Raw genomic sequence first — 19,439 nt, 5'->3', positions numbered from 1 at the left:
AGGAGAAAACTGTCACCCATGCAATCAGTCCATTCTGTTACCTATCTATCCGGTTCGGACAACGGGTCTTTCTCCCCGTCACTATACGGGGAGAAATGCCCGGCAGGGCAATGAGGGGCAGCGCCGACCTGTCAAGCCGAGACAGGCGCTATAGGCGCAACGCCAACAACATCGAACAAGCAATCCGACCTGAAGCAATCGCTCTGCTGCGATCGCCTACAGCCCCTTGATCGTCTACTCGCTCTCGTCCATAAGCGCGCCGTCGCAAGACTTTCGCCGCGCGCGAAACGGCCCTCCACAAGCCAGGGAAGCACCATGACTGACGCCAATCAGCCCGCCTTCAAGCCACTCGTCTTTTCCGGCGTCCAGCCGACCGGCAATCTGCACCTCGGCAACTATCTCGGCGCCATCAAGAAATTCGTTGCCCTGCAGGACACCTCCGATTGCATCTATTGCGTCGTCGACCTGCATTCGCTGACCGCGCAGCTTGTCCATGAGGATCTCAAGGACCAGACGCGCGCGATCACCGCGGCGTTTCTTGCCTCCGGAATCGACCCGAAAAAGCACATCGTCTTCAACCAGTCGCGGGTCATGCAGCACGCCGAGCTTGCCTGGATCTTCAACTGCGTGGCCCGCATCGGCTGGATGAACCGGATGACGCAGTTCAAGGACAAGGCCGGCAAGGATCGCGAGAACGCCTCGCTCGGGCTGCTTGCCTATCCGAGCCTGATGGCGGCCGACATCCTTGTCTACCGCGCCACCCATGTGCCGGTCGGCGAGGACCAGAAGCAGCATCTGGAACTGACGCGCGACATCGCGCAAAAATTCAACAACGACTTTTCCGACCGCATTGCCGGCCTTGGCGTCGGCGTCGAGATGAAGGTCGGCGAGGAGACGGTCAACGGCTTCTTCCCGCTCACCGAACCGATCATCGGCGGACCGGCGGCGCGCATCATGTCGCTGCGCGACGGCTCGAAGAAGATGTCGAAGTCGGATCCGTCGGACCTGTCGCGCATCAATCTGACCGACGATGCCGACAGTATCTCGAAAAAGATCCGCAAGGCCAAGACCGACCCGGAGGCGTTGCCTGACGAATTGGACGGCCTGGCCGGCCGGCCGGAAGCCGAGAACCTGGTCGGCATCTATGCGGGTCTCGCCGAGATCTCGAAGGAGGCGGTGCTGAAAGAGTTCGGCGGCCAGCAGTTTTCGGTGTTCAAGCCGGCGCTGGCCGACCTTGCGGTGGAAAAGCTGGCGCCGGTCGCCGGCGAAATGCGCCGCATTTCCGACGACCGCGCCTATGTCGACGCTGTGCTCAGGGATGGCGGCGAACGGGCCGGCCTGCTGGCCGAGGCGACGATGAAGACCGTGCGCGACATCATCGGCCTGCTGCAGGGTTAATCTGCAGCTAATATCGCTACATCCGCCGGTCGCTTGCGGCCGGGCTGTCGCGGTGGCAGATTGCGACCGAAACCATTTGAGGTAGAATATGGTCTCCAAACGCCTCAGCCGCGAAGCCGGCCATCGCCGCAAGTTTTTGGCGATCATCGACGACACGCCCGAATGCGAACGGGCCGTCGTCTACGCCTCGAAGCGCGCGCAGAGCACCAGTGGCGTGCTGGTGCTGCTCTATGTGATCGAGCCGGACGATTTCCAGCATTGGCTGGGTGTCGAGAAGATCATGCGCGAGGAGGCCACCGCCACCGCGCGCGCCGCACTGGACAGCTATGCCAACAAGGTGCGCCAAAAACTCGGCATCGAGCCGGAACTGGTGGTGCGCGAAGGCAAGCCGACGGAAGAGATCCACAAATTGATCGAGGAGGACCAGGATATCGCCATCCTCGTGCTGGCGGCCGGCGCCGGCAAGGAGGGGCCGGGGCCGCTGGTCGGCGCGGTCGCCGGCAAGGGCGCCGCCTTCCCGATCCCGGTGACAGTGGTGCCGCAGAACCTATCAGACGAAGAAATCGACAGCCTGGCCTAAGGTGTGCTGATATTCAGGTGAGGCCGGCCTGCAAACGGCGGCTTCCTGTGCTTACTACAGCGCCGCGCGCCTTGTAGGGCGCGCAAAGGACGCTGTAGAACTCTGATTTTGCGCATGACCTTCCGAAATCAAATTCGATTTCGGAGTCATGCGCGGGCTCACGTACCCAAAAGTACGCTCCGCTCCGGTTCTCGGAAACCGTCATTTTGGTCGCTTCGCGCCCGTCTCCGACTCCGGCTCGGCCTGACCTGAATCTCAACACACCTCAAAGTAGTTTCAGAAGACCGCAAAAACATTCTCCCAGCCAGCCGTTCCGGCGATGGCTTTCGCTTGAATGTCCTGCCGATAAGGCCTATTTAGAATTATTCCAAACTATATGCCCGAACGGGCTCGGAGACGTCCATGTTCATCCAGACCGAATCGACGCCAAATCCGGCGACATTGAAGTTCCTGCCCGGCAAGGAAGTGCTTGTCGAAGGCACCGCCGATTTCCGCGATGCCGACAGCGCTGCCGCGGCTTCGCCGCTGGCCGGCCGGCTGTTCGAGATCCCTGGCGTCACCGGCGTCTTCTTCGGCTATGATTTCGTCACCGTGACCAAGGACGGCCCCGACTGGCAGCATCTGAAGCCGGCGATCCTCGGCGCCATCATGGAGCACTTCATGTCCGGCGCGCCGGTCATGGCCAGGGCCGGCCCCGCCGCCGAGACCAGCCAGACCGGCGAATTCTACGACAAGGCCGACGAGGAACTGGTCATCACCATCAAGGAACTGCTCGACACGCGGGTGCGTCCGGCGGTCGCCCAGGACGGTGGCGACATCACCTTCCGCGGCTTCGAGAACGGCACCGTGTTCCTGCACATGAAGGGCGCCTGCGCCGGCTGCCCGTCGTCGACGGCGACGCTGAAGCACGGCATCCAGAACCTGCTCCGGCATTTTGTGCCCGAGGTGCAGCAGGTCGAACAGGTCTCTTAAGATCAAAGGACGTCAATTCGCCCCTTCGCGCGACACAAAAAACCGGGCCAAATTGCCCGGTTTTTTGTTTTGGGACGTCAGTTGTTGCCTAGACGGTCCGCGTATGAGCTCTAGAGAACGATGACCTTGGCGCCGACGGAGGTGCGGTCGTAAAGGTCGATGATGTCCTGGTTCATCAGCCGAATGCAGCCCGACGACATCGCTTTGCCGATCGAGTTCCACTCCGGGCTGCCATGCAGGCGGTAGCCTGAATCGCCGCCCTTGTTGAACAGATACAGGGCGCGCGCGCCGAGCGGGTTGGTCAATCCGGGGTCCATGCCCCCGGCAAATTTGGCGAGTTCCGGCTGGCGCTTGATCATCGCCGAAGGTGGCGTCCAGGTCGGCCATTCGCGCTTCGCCGCGATGCGGGCGGTGCCGCGCCATTCAAAACCCTCGCGGCCGACGCCGATGCCGTAACGCATCGCCTCGCCGCCGCCCATGACATAATAGAGAAACTTGTTCTGGGTATCGACGACGATGGTGCCCGGCTTTTCATCGCTGTCGTAGCTAACGATCTGCCGGCGGTACTTGAACGGCACCTTTTCGATCGGAATGCGCGGCAGTTGATAGCCCGCATCGGTCATCGGGCCATAGTTGTTGGTGAAGATCTGCGAGCCGATGGTGCTGCAACCGGCAATTGCCGTCGACAGCGCAAGTGCCGCGACGATTGCGAATGACTTCATGCGCATGAAAAGGTCCGATGCCCCGCCCGAAAGGTAGCGGCACGAGACGGCCGCCTTGTCGCTATCATTCATGCTGGCATTTGCTTTGCTTGCCAAGCGGGCGATGCCTATATGCAGGGGCTTACATGCCGGTAAGTCCGTAGCTGTGGCTTTTCGGCAACGGCTCTCATAAGATTATCTAGGAAATTCAATGGGGCGATCCACCAGGCCGCCCGAAGTTAGGGAACCAATCATGAATGTCGGAGATGCCGCCCAGCGTTCCGGCCTACCGGCCAAGACCATTCGCTACTATGAGGAGATCGGCCTGATCCGTCCGGCGCGGGCCGGCAACGGCTACCGCGATTATTCGGGCGACGACATCCACCGGCTGACGTTTCTGCGCCGCGCGCGCAATCTCGGCTTTTCCATCGACGACTGCCGCCAGCTGATGGCGCTCTACCAGGACCGCAGCCGCGCCAGCCATGACGTGCGCGAGATCGCCGCCGCGCATGTGAGTGCGATCGAGGAGAAGGTGCGCGAATTGCAGTCGATGCGCTCGACCTTGCAGAAGCTGATCCATGCCTGCCACGGCGATGACCGGCCGGACTGCCCGATCCTGGACGATATCGCGGGGGCGGTTTTGCCATCTGGCAAAGTCGTTCCCACACAGGTGTGAAGGTTGCGTGGCGTCACCAGCCGTTTTCCAGGTTAGGTTTCAGCGATCAATCGGCACCATCGATACGCTCAAGGCGACAATCGAGAAGAACGCCGCACGGGCGACTTCCTTCTTTGACGCGTTCGGGTTCCTGGCCGCTTTGATCAACTGCCTGGGTGCCATGTCAGGCGTCACGACCGGATAGGCGTCGGCCACCGCCTGCATCTCGTCCGCGTTCATCATCCAAACTCCCTAAACTCACCCGCATTCGCACAATATCTCATATTACTAATGTATGAAGACGTGAATTAGGGACCATTGTTCTCTTTGTCCGCTCACTGAGTCGAACGCGCTAAACTGTCGGGTCTTTGATCAAATATACAATCACCTTAGGAAAGGCGCTTATTTATTCGACAATACGCCTTGGCACCGGCAACAAATCATGATTCAAGTGCGGTTGTCTTGGGGGAAACACATGATCCGCATATCCACCGCTATAGCCGTTGCCGTCGGTGCATCGGCATGCACCAGTCAGGCGAACGTTCCTTATGATACGAGTAAAAAAACCTGTCGAATTTATGTTGAGCCAGGGACAGGTGAAAAGCGTGAACTTTGCCTGCCAGACACTCCAAATAAATACTGCGTGCGGGCTTATTATATAAATACACCGGGCGTAGAGCGGATAATGTGCGGCCCACTAACTGTCAAATCACCAACTGCCGCTGGCCGCGCTAGGCAGCTTGGAGGCAACAGATACCCGTAGGAAAAGGCGGGGCGACTATGGGGCTTTGGCAGTTCATCAAACGGCAGTTCATGGCCGTCGACTTGGGTTATGTTTATGTGTCGCTTCGCGGAGCCCATTCGTTTAGGTTCTTCATCAAGCTGGATAGAGCCGACAACAAGAAATTCGTAGAATTCAAATTTTGCCATTACGGTGCGGCCGAGGCCCTGTGCAGTTTAAGCGTTGAGGAGTTCAATGACCTGGTTGACGGCGTTCTGAAAGTTGAGGCAGAGCTTGAAACGCCCCTACCCGACAGCGCGACCCAGCCATCGGGGAATGGCAGGGGTAGCGCTTAGGAAACGATGGCTCCTAAAGGAGCCATTTGATAGCTCCTAGAATTAGCACGACGATAGCTGCGATTGCGTATTCCCGCCCTGGCTTAACCTGGGCACGAAGTCGCGGGGAAATCGACCTGCCAGCAGGACGCCAACCCCGCCCCGTTCTGCAATACAGGTTGTCAAATGCACAGCTGCCATCAAGAAACGGGTTCAAACCGTGAACAAAGTCTGGCATGGTGAGCCCATGCCAATCATCTCACCTGTACCCCTCAATCCGCTGATCGACGGCCGCCAGTCGGAGCGCGCGATGCTGGTTCGGCGTGGCGTGCAGCGGCTGCTCAGGGAGATGGGCGCGCATGTGCTGCCGGAACTGTCGCTGGCGACCGGGCGCCGCGCCGACCTCGTCGCGCTGACCCGCCAGGGCGACATCTGGATCATCGAGATCAAATCCTCGATCGAGGATTTCAGGGTCGACCGCAAATGGCCGGACTACCGGCTGCACTCCGACCGATTTTTTTTCGCCACCTATCCCGGCGTGCCGTCGGAGATCTTTCCGCAGGAATGCGGCTTTATCCTTTCCGACGGCTACGGCGCCGAAATCCTGCGCGATGCGCCCGAGCACCGCATGGCGGCGGCGACGCGCAAGGCGCTGATGCTGAGGATCGCGCGGGCCGGAGCAGCGCGGCTGCTCGCGGCGGAACTTGCCGGCGTGGCGGTGCCGGCGCTGGAGGGCGAGAGCGAGTAGAGGGTTTTCGGATCCCCCTGTAACCTTCGACGTTTGCGCTGCCCCTCATCTGCCTGCCGGCATCTTCTCCCCGTGAACGGGGAGAAGGGGCGCTGGCCGCAACCTCTGCACCCTTTCTGCAACGCTGGAGATTGGCGAAATCTTTTGCGAAGGCGTCTTTCTCCCCGTCACTATACGGGGAGAAATGCTCGGGCATTGCAATGAGGGGCGGCGCAACGTTCGTCGGCTACTCTTCCTCTTGGTCCATCCCATCCGCTGCCGGCGCGATCAGCAGCACGGCGGCGCCGAGGATGGCGGCGATGAAGGAGCCGGCGAGGATGCCGACTTTCACCGCGTCCTGGAGCTCGACATTGCTGGCGAAGGCGAGCAGGCCGATGAACAGGCTCATGGTGAAGCCGATGCCGCAGAGCAGCGAAATGCCGACCATGTGCAGCCAGCCGGCATTGACCGGCAGATCGGCGAGGCCGAGCCGGATGGCAAGCGCAGAAGAACCGAACACGCCGACCAGCTTGCCGGCGACGAGGCCGGCGGCGACGCCCAGCGTCAGTGGCTCGACCAGGGTGGCAGCACTGAGGCCGGCGAGCGGGACGCCGGCATTGGCGAAGCCGAAGATCGGGACGACGACGAAGGGCACTATCCTGTGCAGGCCGTGCTCGAGCCGGTGCAGCGGTGACTGGTCTGAATCCTGGCTGATGCCGGGGGTGATTTTCAAAGGTATGGTCAGGGCCAGCGCCACGCCGGCGAGCGTGGCATGGACGCCCGATTTCAGCACAAGCACCCACAGCACGACACCAAGCAGGAGATAGGGCAGCAGCGTCAGCACCTTCATGCGGTTGAGCACGATGAGCAGAGCGATGACCGCGAAGGCGGCGCCGAGATAGGCGAGCGACAGGCCGCTCGTATAGAACACCGCGATGATGATGACGGCGCCAAGGTCGTCGATTATGGCGAGCGCGGTGAGGAATACCTTCAGCGACCCTGGCACGCGGCTGCCGAGCAGCGACAGCACGCCGAGCGCAAAGGCGATGTCGGTGGCGGTCGGGATCGCCCAGCCGGACAGGGCGGCTGGATTGTCGCGGTTGATGGCGACATAGACAAGCGCCGGCACCAGCATGCCGCCGGCAGCGGCGATGCCGGGCAGAGCGCGGCGTGGCCAGGTCGAGAGCTGGCCGTCCAGCATCTCGCGCTTGATCTCCAGGCCGACCAGCAGGAAAAACACCGCCATCAGGCCGTCATTGATCCAATGCGATACGCTGAGCGGTCCCACATAGGCGTGAAGGGCGTCGAAATAGGTTTTGGCCAGCGGCGAATTGGCGACGACCAGCGCCAAGGCCGCGGCTGCCATCAGGACGATGCCGCCTGTCGCCTCGCTGGCCAGGAATTCGCGAAAGGTGGAAGTCGGCCGCGGCTTCTGATCCTGCATGTCGTCTCCGTCGTGTCGCCTACCAGCCGGCAGGGACAACATCACCCTGTGCGATGATGCGCAACCGCCGATGGCAGGGCAGTTCTTACAGTGCCACGCGACCTTGGCGCGCGCAAAGGACGGTCAGGCGTTAGCGCGGCGCGCGTTTGGCGAGTATCCGCTGCAGCGTGCGGCGATGCATGTTGAGACGGCGGGCCGTCTCGGAGACGTTGCGGTCGCACATTTCGTAGACGCGCTGGATGTGCTCCCAGCGCACGCGGTCGGCCGACATCGGGTTTTCAGGCGGTGCGGCGCGTTCGCCCGCAGTGCGGGTAAGAGCCGCGAAAACCTCGTCGGCATCTGCCGGTTTCGACAGATAGTCGATGGCCCCCAGCTTCACCGCCGTAACCGCGGTGGCGATGTTGCCGTATCCGGTGAGGATGACGGCGCGGGCGTCGTCGCGCTTCTCGCGGATGGCGGCGACGACGTCGAGGCCGTTGCCGTCGGCGAGCCGCATGTCGACCACCGCGTAGGCTGGCGGATTGGCGCGCGCCTTGGCCACGGCCTCCTCGACGCTCTCGGCCGTCTCGACCACGAAACCCCTGGTCTCCATGGCGCGGGCAAGGCGCGTGAGGAATGGCCTGTCGTCGTCGACGATCAGCAGCGAGGTGTCCTCGCCCTCAACCATTGCGCCAATCGTTTCGTCGCCATTCATCGTCTTGACATTCCTGCTGCCCGAATTTTACGCAGATATAGTTTTGGAGCGCTATTGTCCAATTCAAGCCGTGTCAAACATGGTGGCCGAAGCCGATTCAGGATTGAGGAAGACGCTGCGCGGCCACGATATCCGCACGACGGCGCCCTCGCCCGGCTCGTTTGAATTGCGGAAATCGAGCGTGGCGCCCGAGCGTTCAAGCAGGGTCTTGGCGATGAACAGCCCCAGTCCGAGGCCGCCGCCGGCCTCGGTGCCCTGGCGTGTCGACATATAGGGCTCGCCGATACGATCGATGATTTCGGGAGGAAAGCCCGGCCCGTCGTCGGTGATCGAGAAGGTGACCGTTGCCTCGTTCCAGCTCCAGCGCACGGTGACGCTCTTGCGGGCAAAATCGACGGCGTTCTCGACCAGATTGCCGAGGCCGTAGATGACGCCGGGATTGCGCCGTCCCACCGGTTCGGGGCCGATGCGCTCGCCGGGGAGAAGCTTGATCGAGATGCCGAAATTGCGGTGCGGGGCGGTCATCTCCTCGACCAGCGAGGTCAGCGGCAGGCGGGAGAGATGCGCCTCGCCCTCGGAGGACAGGCTGGTCAGGCGTTTGAGGATCTCGCGGCAACGCTCGCTCTGCGAGCGCAGCAGCGTCACGTCCTCGCCGTATTTCGGGTCATTGCGGAGCGCCTTCTCCATCTCCTTGGCAACAAGCGTGATGGTGGCGAGCGGCGTGCCGAGCTCATGCGCGGCGGCGGCGGCAAGGCCGTCCAGCGCCGACAAATGCTGTTCGCGCTGCAGCACCAGCTCGGTGGCGGCAAGCGCGTTGGCGAGCAGCCGGGCTTCCTCGGCCACGCGGAAGGCGTAGATCGCGGTGAAGGCGATCGAGGAAAACACCGCCATCCACATGCCAGCGACGTAAATGAACGGCATCTCCAGCGGCGCGCCCTCGTACCAGGGCAGCGGCAGATGGAAGAACACCAGCAGGCTCGCCGTCACCATCACCAGCGCGCCGAGGATGGCGGTCAGGCGCAGCGGCAGCGACGTCGCCGAGATGACCACGGGCACGGTGACCAGCACTGAAAACGGGTTGGTGAGGCCGCCGGTCAGGTAGAGCAGACCGGCAAGCTGCAGGCTGTCGATGGTCAGGATGGCGAAAGCCTGCAGCGGGGTCAGCCGATGCGCCGCCGGATAACGGAAGGTCAGCAACAGGTTCATCCAGGCCGAACAGGCGATCAGCGCGAAGCAGAGACTGACCGGCAGCGGGAATTTCAGCCCGTAGGCAACGACAAGAACCGTCAGACTCTGGCCGACAATGGCAAGCCAGCGCAGCCTGATCAGCGTGTTGAGGCGCAGCCGCTGGCTTTGCTGGAAGTCGGGCGCCCGCAGGATGTTTATCATGGCCAAGGATTATAGCCGGAAAAGGAGAAAGGCTAGGTCCCCCGCGGTTTGGCGCGGCTGGTGGCGGTGGCGAGAAGCGGGTTCTCCGGCCAGACATGCCGGGGATAGCGGCCACGCATCTCGGCTCGCACATCGGCCCAGGAGCCGCGCCAGAAACCGGGCAGGTCACGCGTCGTCTGGATCGGTCGGTGCGCCGGTGACAATAGCTCGAGCGTCAGCGGCACCGCGCCGTTGGCGATCGCGGGATGCCGGTCGAGACCGAACAGCTCCTGGACGCGGATCGCCAGCACCGGCCATTCACCGTCATAGCGGATCGGCACGCGGCTGCCGGATGGAGGGTCGAAATGGGTCGGCGCCAGCACCTCGATCCGGCGCTGCAGATCGTGCGGCACCAATGCCATGAGGCCGGCCGAAAGCACGCCCGGATCGATCGCGGCAAAGGACGCCGCGCCGGAAAGGAAGGGCAGCAGCCAGTCGTCGAGGCGGTCGATGAGCGCCTCATCGGAAACATCCGGCCAGGGCGCGCCAAGACCGCGATGCAGCCAGCCGAGCCGTTGGCGCAGCGTTTCGGCCTCCTTGCCCCACGGCAAAAGCGACAGCCCGTGTTGGCGCAGGGCGTCAAGGATGGCGCGATCGGCGGCGATGCCGGCCGGCGCCGGCAGCATCCGTTCGGACAGGGTGATGGCGCCGAGGCGAACGGTTTCACGCACACGCACCGCACGCCTGTCGCGGTCGAAACTGGTTTCGCGGTTTGTCTCGATCTTGTCGGCGAGCGAAGCGCGAATGTCGGCTTCGTCTATCGCCGCCGCTGCCGTAATGCGGGCGTTCTGCGCCTTGCCCTGCAGATCGGCGACGACAAGCCAGGTTTCGCCCGCCAGCGGGTCGGCGGCGTCAAGCATGGCGCCTGAACCGTTGGCCAGCACGAAACGGCCGCGCTCTCCGCGCGCCCTGGCGACGCGATCCGGCCAGGCGTGGATGAGGAGAGCGCCGGCGCTGCCCTCCCCCCCGAGGGGAGGGTCGGCCAGTGAGCCTTGCCCAGCGAGGCGAGGGAGACGGGGTGGGGTCGGCGATGACGTGCCCGACCCAACCCCACCCCGATCCGCTTCGCGGATCGACATACCGGGGCGAACCACGGGTCTCGCCCGTCCTTCGGTCCCCCTCGAAGGGGAGGGTGAAGCCTGTTTCGCCAGCCGCTCGGCGAGTTGCCGGGCGGCGGTGGCGCGCGGCGATCTTTCGGATCGGAACCGAAGCAGCCGCCGTTCGAGATCGGCGCCGTCGCCGCCCAGGCCACGCTCGGTGAGCAGCACGGCGAGCATGGCCGCTTCGAACGCCCGGCCGGTGTTTGCCACCTCGGCGACCATGTGAGCCAGCCGCACAGGCAGTGCCAGCCTGCGCATCGCAGCACCCGATTGCGTCAGTCGCCCTGCCTCGTCAATGGCGTCGAGCGCACGAAGCAGCGCCCTTGCCTCGTTGAGTGCCGGGGCCGGCGGCGGATCGAGGAAGCAGAGGCTCGACGGGTCGGCGACACCGAAGGCGGCGCAATCGAGCAGAAGTCCGGAAAGGTCCGCCTCGAGGATTTCCGGCGGCGTGAAGGCGGGAAGTGCCGCGGTCTGCTCGGTCCGCCACAACCGGACGGCGACGCCGGGCTGCGTGCGGCCGGCGCGGCCGGAGCGCTGGTCGGCGGAGGCTTTGCTGACCCGCACCGTCTCCAGCCGCGTCAGGCCGCTGGCCGGCTCGTAGCGCGGCAGGCGCGACAAGCCGGAATCGATGACGACGCGCACGCCGTCGATGGTAATCGAGGTTTCGGCGATCGAGGTCGCCAGCACCACCTTGCGGCGGCCGGACGGCGCCGGCTTGATCGCGGCGTCCTGCGCCTTGTTGTCGAGCATGCCATAGAGCGGCACGATGTCGGTGTCGGCACTGACGCGGCCTTGCAGCCGCTCGGCGGTGCGCTCGATCTCGCGCTGGCCGGGCAGGAAGGCGAGCACGCTGCCGCTCTCCTCGGCAAGGGCCGCGCGGATTGCCTTGGCCATCGCGTCCTCGATGGCGATGCCGGCCGGCCGCTCGTCGTAGCGGATATCGACGCGAAAGGCGCGGCCTTCGCTCTCGATCACCGGGGCGCCGGAAAGCAGCCGAGCGACGCGCGCGCCGTCGAGCGTCGCCGACATGACCAGCAATCGCAGATCGGTCCGCAGCGCACCTTGCACGTCGAGCGCCAGCGCCAGACCAAAATCGCCGTCGAGCGAGCGCTCGTGGAACTCGTCGAAGAATACCGCCGAGACACCGGGCAACTCCGGATCGTCGAGGATCATCCGCGACAGCACGCCTTCGGTGACGACAAGAATTCTGGTCCTCGCAGAAGTGCGGTTCTCCATCCGCATGGCATAGCCGACCGTTTCGCCGGGCTCCTCGCCGAGCAGTTCGGCCATGCGGCGGGCGGCTGCGCGGGCAGCGAGCCGGCGCGGCTCGAGCAGAATGATCTTCCCCGTGCCGAGCCAAGCCGCATCGAGCAGCGCCAGCGGCACCAGCGTCGTCTTGCCGGCGCCGGGCGGCGCCACCAGCACGGCACTGTTGCCATGGCCGAGCGCTTCACCGAGCGCCGGCAGGACGGCGGAGACCGGAAGCTCTGGCAAGGGTTTTCTGGTCATTGTTTCAGGGATGCATCCACCCAATCTCGCGGCAGGTCGGTCGCGCCCCGCATATCAGCGGTAGCGGTCGCCGCGCAACTGGGCAACGGACCAACTCAAAGCGGGTCCACCTCTCGCCATAGTCAAAGGCGGAAGCCACCGAGGATGACGCGGCCGAGGAGCGACAGGAAGTCGGGATATTTCCTAATAGAACGGCGCGGCCAGGGCCACCGCCCAGATACAAGCGAATTATGCTGCAGCGCAGCGACGAATTCGCTTGCGTTGTTTAGTAAAAATTGCATCACTAAACAAATTACTAAACATCCGCCGCTTAACCGCGTCGTCATGTTTAGACCCCTGAGGAGGGGGTTTTGAGGTTATTTGAAACCGTCATCCGGGCGCGTTTCGCAAATGGGAGGAAGGCATGAAATCGACCTTGAAACTGACGTTGGGACTGACATCGGCGATGTTTGCGTCGACCGCCGTTTCGAATGTCGCGCAGGCTGAAGATCTGACGCTTTGCTGGGCAGCCTGGGACCCGGCCAACGCGCTTGTCGAATTGTCCAAGGATTTCACCAAGGAAACCGGCATCGGCATGAAATTCGAATTCGTGCCGTGGACCAACTATGCCGATCGCTTCCTCAACGAACTGAATTCCAAGGGCAAGCTGTGCGACCTGATCATCGGCGACAGCCAGTGGATCGGCGGCTCGGCCGAGAACGGCCACTACGTCAAGCTGAACGACTTCTTCGACAAGGAGAAGATCAGCATGGACGACTTCGTGCCAGCGACCGTCGTCGGCTACTCCGAATGGCCGAAGAACTCGCCGAATTACTGGGCGCTGCCGGCCATGGGCGACGTCGTCGGCTGGACCTATCGCAAGGACTGGTTCTCCAAGCCGGAACTGCAGAAGGAATTCAAGGAAAAGTACGGCTGGGATCTCGCAGCGCCGACGACCTTCGACCAGCTGAAGCAGATCGCCGAGTTTTTCCAGAAGCGCGAGATCGACGGCAAGACGGTCTATGGCGCATCGATCTATACCGAGCGCGGCTCCGAAGGCATCACCATGGGTGCCATGGACGGGCTATACAGCTTCGGTTTCAAATATGAGAATCCCGACAAGCCATACGAGATGGACGGCTTCGTCAACTCCGAGAAATCGGTGAAGGGTCTTGAGTTCTACAAGGCGCTCTATGACTGCTGCACGCCTCCTGGAGCCTCGAACAGCTACATGGGCGAAGGCGTCGACGCCTTCAAATCCGGCCAGGTGGCGATGCACATGAACTTCGCCTTTACCTGGCCAGGCCTGCAGAAGGACGAAAATGTCGGCGGCGACAAGATAGGTTATTTCGCCAATCCCAAGGGGCCCGACGGCGATCAATTCGCCCAGCTTGGCGGCCAGGGCATCTCGGTGGTCTCTTACTCCGACAAGCAGGAGGCTGCGCTCAAATACATCAAGTGGTTCGCCAACAAGGATGTTCAGGCCAAATGGTGGTCGCTCGGCGGCTTTTCCTGCCTCAACGCGGTCGTCAAGGATCCAGGCTTCCCAGCCAGCCAGCCTTATGCGCAGACCTTCCTCGACTCCATGGCCATCGTGAAGGATTTTTGGGCAGAGCCCAGCTATGCGCCGCTGCTGCAGGCGTCGCAGAAGCGCTTCCATGATTACGTCGTCGCCGGCCAGGGTTCGGCCAAGGATGCACTTGATGGCCTGGTCAAGGACTGGACCGAGGTCTTCCAGGACGACGGCAAGATGTAGTTGGGGCAGTATCCAATCGGCTCCTCCCGAGCCACGACCGCGTGTCCCGTGCCACCCTTGGCACGGGACACAGCTCAGATAAATTCCACTGTCGAGACGACCCAAGTGACCGAAGCGGGACTGACCATGCTCAATCGGACTGCGGACAGCGTCGCCCGGGCTACGCCTGAGCCGTTGGCCCGCAAGGTCCGAGGTATCAGCGACAAGGGCCTCGCCTGGCTGTTCATCTCGCCGACGATCCTGTTGCTGCTTGCCGTCAACATCTTCCCGCTGTTCTGGGCGATCTATCTGTCCTTCACCAATTACCGCGCCAACCGTCCCAACGAGGTGGTCAGGAACGTCGGCCTTGCCAACTACAAGCGCATCCTCGGCGACCAGGACATCTGGATCGCCATGCAGACGACGGCGCATTTCGTATTCTGGACCATCCTGCTGCAAACGCTGATCGGTTTTACCCTGGCCTGGCTGATCGATCGGAAGTTTCGCGGCCACGCCTTCTGGACGACCATCATTCTGGTGCCGATGATGCTGTCGCCGGCAGTGGTCGGCAATTTCTGGCGCTTCCTCTACGAGCCGCAGATCGGGCTGTTCGCCTATGCCATCTCGTTCGCCACCGGCATTCCGGCAACGCAGATCGGCATGCTCTCCAACGTGTCGCTGGCGCCGTGGTCGATCGTCATCGTCGACACCTGGATGTGGACGCCTTACGTGATGCTGATCTGTCTCGCCGGCCTGCGCTCGATCCCCGAATACATCTATGAGGCTGCCGAGGTCGACCGCGCCTCCAACTGGCGGCAGTTCTGGTCGATCACGCTGCCGATGGCACTGCCCTTCATCATGCTGGCGGTACTGTTCCGCGGCATCGAGAACTTCAAGATGTTCGACATGGTCAACCTCCTGACCGGCGGCGGACCGGGATCGACCACCGAGGTCGCCTCGATCACGCTGAAGCGGCAGGCCTTCGAAAGCTGGCGGACCGGCTATTCCTCGGCCTTCGCCATAATCCTGTTCGTTGCGGTGTTCGGGCTAGCCAACATCTATGTCAAGGCGCTCAACAAGGTGAAGCAGAGATGAGCCTGACGTCAGCCCATTCTGTTGTCGCACCCTCCGCGATTTCGAAGCGCGTCGCCGGCACAATTATCGTGCTTTACGCGCTGATCTCGATCGTGCCGCTGTTGTGGATCTTCGCCACCAGCTTCAAGACGCCGCCGGACTCGATCGCCTATCCGCCAAAAATCCTGTTCCAGCCGAGCCTCGAGGGCTACTGCAATCTGTTCTCGACCCGTACCCGGCAGACACCGGAATACATCAACGGGCTGGGACCGGCGACGGACATCTGCGATGAGACAGTGCGCAAGCGCAACATGGTGATCGCCGGCCCGTCCAATTTCATGCCGCGCTTCGTCAATTCGCTGATCATCGCCTTCGGCTCGACCTTTTGCGCGGTGTTCCTCGGCACATTGTCGGCCTATGGCTTCTCGCGCTTCAAGGTGCCGCTGGCGGACGACCTGCTGTTCTTCATCCTGTCGACGCGCATGATGCCGCCGATCGCGGTCGCTATTCCCATCTACCTGATGTATCGCGAGATTGGCCTGTCGGACACCGCGCTCGGCATGATCCTGCTCTATACGGCGGTCAATGTGTCGCTCGCCGTGTGGCTGCTGAAGGGCTTCATCGACGAAATCCCGCGCGAGTACGAAGAAGCGGCGATGATCGACGGATATACGCGGCTGCAGGCCTTCTGGCGCACCGTGCTGCCGCAGGCGACCACCGGCATTGCCGCGACCGCCATCTTCTGCCTGATCTTCGCCTGGAACGAATATGCCTTCGCCGCACTGCTGACCTCGGGCACGGCGCAGACCGCACCGCCCTTCATCCCGACCATCATCGGCGAAGGCGGCCAGGACTGGCCGGCGGTCGCCGCGGGCACGACGATCTTCCTGGTGCCGATCCTGGTGTTCACCATCCTGCTTCGCAAGCAGTTGCTGCGCGGGATCACTTTCGGCGCGGTGCGCAAATGAGCATGACCCAACCCGCAAAACGCAAGTCGCGCTGGCCGGTCTGGGCGAGGCGCGGATTGATGGAGAATATCGCCACGGTGATCATTGCCGTTGGCTTCCTGATGCTGTTCCAGCCGTTCGCGCTGTCGCTCTACACTTATTCGTTCATCACCATGCTGGCCGGCACGGCGATGTTCATCATCGTCTCAAAGTTTCCGGAGTAGACGATGGCGGAGATCAGGGTCGAGCATCTGAGAAAGGCATTCGGCGATTTCGTCGCCGTGCAGGATTCCAACTTCGTCGTCGGGGATGGCGAGTTCTTCGTCATGCTGGGGCCGTCGGGTTGCGGCAAGACGACGACGTTGCGCATGATTGCCGGGCTCGAACTGCCGACCGGCGGCAAGATCCTGCTCGGTGGCGAGGACGTTACCATGCGGCGTGCCCGCGAGCGCGACATCGCCTTCGTCTTCCAGCTGTTCGCGCTCTATCCGCATATGAACGTGCGCAAGAACATTGGCTTCCCGCTGCTGGCGCAGGGCACGCCAGGCATCGAAATCCGCCGGCGCGTCGAAGAGACGGCGAAGCTGTTGCGCATCGACCATCTGCTCAACAAATCGGTCTCCGGTCTTGCCGGCGGCGATCGCCAGCGCGTGGCGCTCGGCCGCGCCATCGTGCGGCGGCCAAAATGCTTCCTGATGGACGAGCCGCTCGGCACGCTCGACACCGAATTCCGCGATCTCATGGTGCATGAACTGCGCGAACTGCACAACCGCATCCACGCCACCACGGTCTATGTCACGCATGACCAGATGGAAGCGATGTCGATGGCCGACAAGATCGCGGTTATGAACCACGGCGTAATCGAGCAGTTCGGCACGCCGCGCGAAATCTATGACCGGCCGGCGACGATGTTCGTCGCCGATTTCATCGGCTCGCCGCCGATGAATTTTCTCGGCTTCGGCGGCGGGCTTTCAAAGGGCGCCAAGGAGATTTTGGTGCAAGGCGCCAAGGTGGCAGTGCCGGAGGTGCGCGAGGACATCGCGCCGGCCGACATGGCGCTCGGCATCCGACCGGAACACATCCGCTTCGACGACGCTTCGAAGCTGCGCGGCGCCATCTATGGCACCGAGTATCTCGGCACCACGCAGATCGTTGCGGTGGAGACATCCGGCGGCATCATCAAGGCGCGGGTGCCGGCCGAAATCCGGCTCAATGCGGGCGACCATGTCGGCCTGGCGCTGAGCAGCGCACGGCTGTCGCTGTTCGAGAAGGGCTCCGGCCGCGCGGTGCGAACCGCAATCCATGACGGGGCGTCCCAGGGAAGAGCGCATCATGGCTGACGTGCAGATCAAAGGCGTGACCAAGAGCTTCGGCGAACATGTCGCCGTGGACACTCTCGATCTGCACGTCGCCGACGGCGAATTCGTCGTGCTGCTCGGCCCGACCGGGGCCGGCAAGACGACGACGCTCAGACTTATCGCCGGATTGGAACGGCCGGATACGGGCTCGATCCATATCGGCGGCCGCGATGCGACAATGTTGTCGCCGGCCGAGCGCGACACCGCCTTCGTCTTCCAGCAATATTCGCTTTATCCGCATCTGTCGGTCTTCGACAATTTGGCCTTTCCGCTGCGCTCGCCTGCGCGGCGGCTGAGCGAGGACTCGGTGCGCCGCCGCGTCGAGGATGTGGCCAAGATGGTGCGTATCCACCACAAGCTGAACAACCGCTCCACCAAACTTTCCGGCGGCGAGATGCAGCGCGTCGCCATCGGGCGCGCGTTGGTGCGCAAGCCCTCGATCTATCTGATGGACGAGCCGCTGTCGTCGCTCGATGCCAAGCTGCGCGCCGATCTCCGGCTCGAACTGAAGCGCATCCAGGCCGAGGTCGGCGCCACCATGCTTTATGTCACGCACGACCAGATCGAAGCGATGACGATGGCCGATCGCATCGGCATTCTCGCCGACGGCGTGCTGGCGCAGATCGGCACGCCACGCACCATCTACTCGGAGCCGGCAAACGTTCATGTAGCCGCAAGGCTCGGCCAGCCGGCGATCAATCTGCTGCCGACCGGCCTGCTGCCGGATGGCGACATGCCGGCGGGAACCAAAACGATCGGCGCGCGTACAGAACATCTGTCGATCGGCAAGGCATCGAATGGCCCCGCCGACGGCGTTGTTAACTGGGTCGAGCATCTGGGCGACCAGAACCACCTGCATGTGACGGTGGGAAGCAGAAAGCTGGTGACGCTGACCGAACCCGACATCCAATTGGAAAAAGGCGACAGGGTGATTATCCGCTACCGGGCGCCGCTGTTCTTCGACCAGGCCGGAAACAGGATTGCAAACCGATGAGCCCCGGGACATTGGAAAAGAACGGGATACTGGAAAAGAGCGGGTCACTGGACGAGACTGCGACACTGGACAAGACCGGGACGATGGACAAGCTTGACCTGAAGACGCTGATATCAGTCACCGCCGACACGATTGCCGCTCACGCCGAAGAGCTGACTAAGCTCGACCAGGCAATTGGCGACGGCGACCATGGGCTGAACATGAAGCGCGGCTTCGAGGCAGTGCGCGCCGAGGCGGACACGTTCGCGACAAAGCCGCTGCCGGACGCTCTGAAGGCGATCGGCACCAAGCTGGTAATGACCGTCGGCGGGGCTTCGGGCCCCTTGTTCGGGACGCTGTTCATGGCGCTCGGCAGGGAAATTTCCGTAGAGCCGGATCGCGCCAACCTGATGTCGGCGTTCGGCAAGGCGATCGAGGCGGTGGCAGCCAGGGGCAAGTCGCAGGTCGGGCAGAAGACCATGCTCGACGTGCTGCAACCGGTTCATGACGCCCTGCTGCAGGGAAAGACCGGATCGGAAATCGCCGATGTCGCGGACAGTGCTGCCGATGCCACCGTGCCGATGAAGGCCTTGCGCGGGCGCGCCTCGTTTCTCGGCGACCGCTCCATCGGCCATATGGATGCCGGGGCACGCTCGACCGCGCTTCTGGTGCGGGCTGTCACCGAGACCATCGTGGGGCAAGCATGAGCAATGTCGGCATCGTCATCGTATCGCATTCACCGCTGGTCGCCGAGGGCACGGCCGACATGGTGCGCCAGATGGTCGGCGACGAAGTGCCGCTTGCATGGTGCGGCGGAAACGGCCATGGCGGGCTGGGAACCAATGTCGAGGCGATCATGGGCGCGATCGACAAGGCCTGGTCGGAGGCAGGTGTCGCTATACTTGTCGATCTTGGCGGCGCCGAAACCAACAGCGAGATGGCGGTCGAGATGATCGGCGAGCCGCGCGCGCACAAGATCATCGTCTGCAACGCGCCGATCGTCGAGGGCGCGGTGATGGCGGCGACGGAGGCGTCCGGCGGCGCCTCGCTCAGGGAAGTGGTGGCGACGGCACACGAATTGTCGCCATCGTGAATGAACAGGAATTTTG

General features: G+C 62.8%; 20 protein-coding genes. 14 read left to right on the top strand and 6 right to left on the bottom strand.

The window, feature by feature from the left end:
- The first annotated feature begins 315 nt into the window (after window positions 1–315).
- From trpS to AC0L15_RS26475, 3 genes are all read left to right on the top strand, one after another.
- Entirely contained in the window at window positions 316–1,398 is a 1,083-nt protein-coding gene (gene trpS / locus AC0L15_RS26485) for a tryptophan--tRNA ligase (RefSeq protein ID WP_287246625.1), read from the top strand.
- Window positions 1,399–1,486: 88 nt separating this feature from the next.
- Window positions 1,487–1,978: a universal stress protein gene (locus AC0L15_RS26480; RefSeq protein WP_023796709.1), complete on the top strand. Its 492-nt coding sequence runs from the start codon at window positions 1,487–1,489 to the stop codon at window positions 1,976–1,978.
- A 402-nt stretch (window positions 1,979–2,380) separates the two neighbouring features.
- On the top strand, window positions 2,381–2,950 hold the full coding sequence (locus tag AC0L15_RS26475; protein ID WP_023796710.1) for a NifU family protein: 570 nt from the start codon (window positions 2,381–2,383) through the stop codon (window positions 2,948–2,950).
- A gap of 110 nt (window positions 2,951–3,060) precedes the next feature.
- Here AC0L15_RS26475 and AC0L15_RS26470 read toward each other — a convergent pair whose 3' ends face one another.
- On the bottom strand, window positions 3,061–3,678 hold the full coding sequence (locus tag AC0L15_RS26470) for a L,D-transpeptidase (RefSeq protein ID WP_023796711.1): 618 nt from the start codon (window positions 3,676–3,678) through the stop codon (window positions 3,061–3,063).
- Between the two features lie 226 nt (window positions 3,679–3,904).
- On the opposite strand from AC0L15_RS26470, the gene cueR reads away from it, so the two are divergent.
- Window positions 3,905–4,327 carry a Cu(I)-responsive transcriptional regulator gene (cueR, locus tag AC0L15_RS26465; RefSeq protein WP_287246626.1) on the top strand — a complete coding sequence of 141 codons (423 nt, stop codon included), beginning with the start codon at window positions 3,905–3,907 and terminating at the stop codon, window positions 4,325–4,327.
- Between the two features lie 39 nt (window positions 4,328–4,366).
- Here cueR and AC0L15_RS26460 read toward each other — a convergent pair whose 3' ends face one another.
- Window positions 4,367–4,549, bottom strand: coding sequence for a hypothetical protein (locus AC0L15_RS26460; protein WP_353813041.1), 183 nt, complete (start codon window positions 4,547–4,549; stop codon window positions 4,367–4,369).
- 537 nt (window positions 4,550–5,086) lie between these two features.
- On the opposite strand from AC0L15_RS26460, the gene AC0L15_RS26455 reads away from it, so the two are divergent.
- On the top strand, window positions 5,087–5,383 hold the full coding sequence (locus tag AC0L15_RS26455; protein ID WP_287246627.1) for a hypothetical protein: 297 nt from the start codon (window positions 5,087–5,089) through the stop codon (window positions 5,381–5,383).
- Window positions 5,384–5,609: 226 nt separating this feature from the next.
- Complete coding sequence (locus AC0L15_RS26450; RefSeq protein ID WP_473497599.1) at window positions 5,610–6,110, top strand: MmcB family DNA repair protein; 501 nt, start codon at window positions 5,610–5,612, stop codon at window positions 6,108–6,110.
- 226 nt (window positions 6,111–6,336) lie between these two features.
- Here the strand turns inward: AC0L15_RS26450 and nhaA are convergent, their stop codons facing one another.
- The 4 genes from nhaA to hrpB form a co-directional block, all read right to left on the bottom strand.
- Window positions 6,337–7,533 (bottom strand): Na+/H+ antiporter NhaA, encoded by a 1,197-nt coding sequence (gene nhaA, locus AC0L15_RS26445; protein WP_287246628.1) that lies wholly within the window; start codon window positions 7,531–7,533, stop codon window positions 6,337–6,339.
- A gap of 130 nt (window positions 7,534–7,663) precedes the next feature.
- Window positions 7,664–8,227, bottom strand: a complete 564-nt coding sequence (locus AC0L15_RS26440) for an ActR/PrrA/RegA family redox response regulator transcription factor (protein ID WP_023796717.1) — start codon at window positions 8,225–8,227, stop codon at window positions 7,664–7,666.
- 63 nt (window positions 8,228–8,290) lie between these two features.
- Window positions 8,291–9,616 (bottom strand): ActS/PrrB/RegB family redox-sensitive histidine kinase, encoded by a 1,326-nt coding sequence (locus AC0L15_RS26435; RefSeq protein WP_287246952.1) that lies wholly within the window; start codon window positions 9,614–9,616, stop codon window positions 8,291–8,293.
- A gap of 32 nt (window positions 9,617–9,648) precedes the next feature.
- Entirely contained in the window at window positions 9,649–12,264 is a 2,616-nt protein-coding gene (gene hrpB, locus AC0L15_RS26430) for an ATP-dependent helicase HrpB (protein WP_473497597.1), read from the bottom strand.
- Between the two features lie 403 nt (window positions 12,265–12,667).
- Here hrpB and AC0L15_RS26425 point away from each other — a divergent pair, with 403 nt between their 5' ends.
- From AC0L15_RS26425 to dhaM, 8 genes are all read left to right on the top strand, one after another.
- On the top strand, window positions 12,668–13,999 hold the full coding sequence (locus tag AC0L15_RS26425; protein WP_023796720.1) for an ABC transporter substrate-binding protein: 1,332 nt from the start codon (window positions 12,668–12,670) through the stop codon (window positions 13,997–13,999).
- 126 nt (window positions 14,000–14,125) lie between these two features.
- Complete coding sequence (locus AC0L15_RS26420; protein WP_128244752.1) at window positions 14,126–15,073, top strand: carbohydrate ABC transporter permease; 948 nt, start codon at window positions 14,126–14,128, stop codon at window positions 15,071–15,073.
- Complete coding sequence (locus tag AC0L15_RS26415; RefSeq protein WP_287246631.1) at window positions 15,070–16,020, top strand: carbohydrate ABC transporter permease; 951 nt, start codon at window positions 15,070–15,072, stop codon at window positions 16,018–16,020. Before AC0L15_RS26420 ends, AC0L15_RS26415 begins: the two co-directional genes overlap by 4 nt.
- Window positions 16,017–16,223 (top strand): hypothetical protein, encoded by a 207-nt coding sequence (locus AC0L15_RS26410; RefSeq protein ID WP_473497595.1) that lies wholly within the window; start codon window positions 16,017–16,019, stop codon window positions 16,221–16,223. The genes AC0L15_RS26415 and AC0L15_RS26410 overlap by 4 nt, the downstream gene beginning before the upstream one ends.
- 3 nt (window positions 16,224–16,226) lie before the next feature.
- The gene (locus tag AC0L15_RS26405) at window positions 16,227–17,339 is read left to right on the top strand and encodes an ABC transporter ATP-binding protein (RefSeq protein WP_287246632.1); all 1,113 of its coding nucleotides are present in this window, start codon (window positions 16,227–16,229) and stop codon (window positions 17,337–17,339) included.
- Complete coding sequence (locus AC0L15_RS26400) at window positions 17,332–18,351, top strand: ABC transporter ATP-binding protein (RefSeq protein WP_023796724.1); 1,020 nt, start codon at window positions 17,332–17,334, stop codon at window positions 18,349–18,351. The genes AC0L15_RS26405 and AC0L15_RS26400 overlap by 8 nt, the downstream gene beginning before the upstream one ends.
- A gap of 83 nt (window positions 18,352–18,434) precedes the next feature.
- A complete protein-coding gene (dhaL, locus tag AC0L15_RS26395) occupies window positions 18,435–19,037 on the top strand; it encodes a dihydroxyacetone kinase subunit DhaL (protein ID WP_287246953.1) in 603 nt (200 codons plus the stop codon).
- Entirely contained in the window at window positions 19,034–19,423 is a 390-nt protein-coding gene (dhaM, locus tag AC0L15_RS26390; protein WP_027151568.1) for a dihydroxyacetone kinase phosphoryl donor subunit DhaM, read from the top strand. Before dhaL ends, dhaM begins: the two co-directional genes overlap by 4 nt.
- Window positions 19,424–19,439 lie beyond the last annotated feature (16 nt).

The sequence above is a fragment of the Mesorhizobium sp. WSM4846 genome (genome assembly GCF_055811415.1).
This window is presented reverse-complemented; position numbering and strand designations above follow the sequence as displayed.

Coding starts and splice junctions, on each gene's coding strand:
- trpS (WP_287246625.1), top strand. CDS start 316: ATGACTGACGCCAATCAGCCCGCCTTCAAGCCACTCGTCTTTTCCGGC.
- AC0L15_RS26480 (WP_023796709.1), top strand. CDS start 1,487: ATGGTCTCCAAACGCCTCAGCCGCGAAGCCGGCCATCGCCGCAAGTTT.
- AC0L15_RS26475 (WP_023796710.1), top strand. CDS start 2,381: ATGTTCATCCAGACCGAATCGACGCCAAATCCGGCGACATTGAAGTTC.
- AC0L15_RS26470 (WP_023796711.1), bottom strand. CDS start 3,678: ATGCGCATGAAGTCATTCGCAATCGTCGCGGCACTTGCGCTGTCGACG.
- cueR (WP_287246626.1), top strand. CDS start 3,905: ATGAATGTCGGAGATGCCGCCCAGCGTTCCGGCCTACCGGCCAAGACC.
- AC0L15_RS26460 (WP_353813041.1), bottom strand. CDS start 4,549: ATGATGAACGCGGACGAGATGCAGGCGGTGGCCGACGCCTATCCGGTC.
- AC0L15_RS26455 (WP_287246627.1), top strand. CDS start 5,087: ATGGGGCTTTGGCAGTTCATCAAACGGCAGTTCATGGCCGTCGACTTG.
- AC0L15_RS26450 (WP_473497599.1), top strand. CDS start 5,610: ATGCCAATCATCTCACCTGTACCCCTCAATCCGCTGATCGACGGCCGC.
- nhaA (WP_287246628.1), bottom strand. CDS start 7,533: ATGCAGGATCAGAAGCCGCGGCCGACTTCCACCTTTCGCGAATTCCTG.
- AC0L15_RS26440 (WP_023796717.1), bottom strand. CDS start 8,227: ATGAATGGCGACGAAACGATTGGCGCAATGGTTGAGGGCGAGGACACC.
- AC0L15_RS26435 (WP_287246952.1), bottom strand. CDS start 9,616: ATGATAAACATCCTGCGGGCGCCCGACTTCCAGCAAAGCCAGCGGCTG.
- hrpB (WP_473497597.1), bottom strand. CDS start 12,264: ATGACCAGAAAACCCTTGCCAGAGCTTCCGGTCTCCGCCGTCCTGCCG.
- AC0L15_RS26425 (WP_023796720.1), top strand. CDS start 12,668: ATGAAATCGACCTTGAAACTGACGTTGGGACTGACATCGGCGATGTTT.
- AC0L15_RS26420 (WP_128244752.1), top strand. CDS start 14,126: ATGCTCAATCGGACTGCGGACAGCGTCGCCCGGGCTACGCCTGAGCCG.
- AC0L15_RS26415 (WP_287246631.1), top strand. CDS start 15,070: ATGAGCCTGACGTCAGCCCATTCTGTTGTCGCACCCTCCGCGATTTCG.
- AC0L15_RS26410 (WP_473497595.1), top strand. CDS start 16,017: ATGAGCATGACCCAACCCGCAAAACGCAAGTCGCGCTGGCCGGTCTGG.
- AC0L15_RS26405 (WP_287246632.1), top strand. CDS start 16,227: ATGGCGGAGATCAGGGTCGAGCATCTGAGAAAGGCATTCGGCGATTTC.
- AC0L15_RS26400 (WP_023796724.1), top strand. CDS start 17,332: ATGGCTGACGTGCAGATCAAAGGCGTGACCAAGAGCTTCGGCGAACAT.
- dhaL (WP_287246953.1), top strand. CDS start 18,435: ATGGACAAGCTTGACCTGAAGACGCTGATATCAGTCACCGCCGACACG.
- dhaM (WP_027151568.1), top strand. CDS start 19,034: ATGAGCAATGTCGGCATCGTCATCGTATCGCATTCACCGCTGGTCGCC.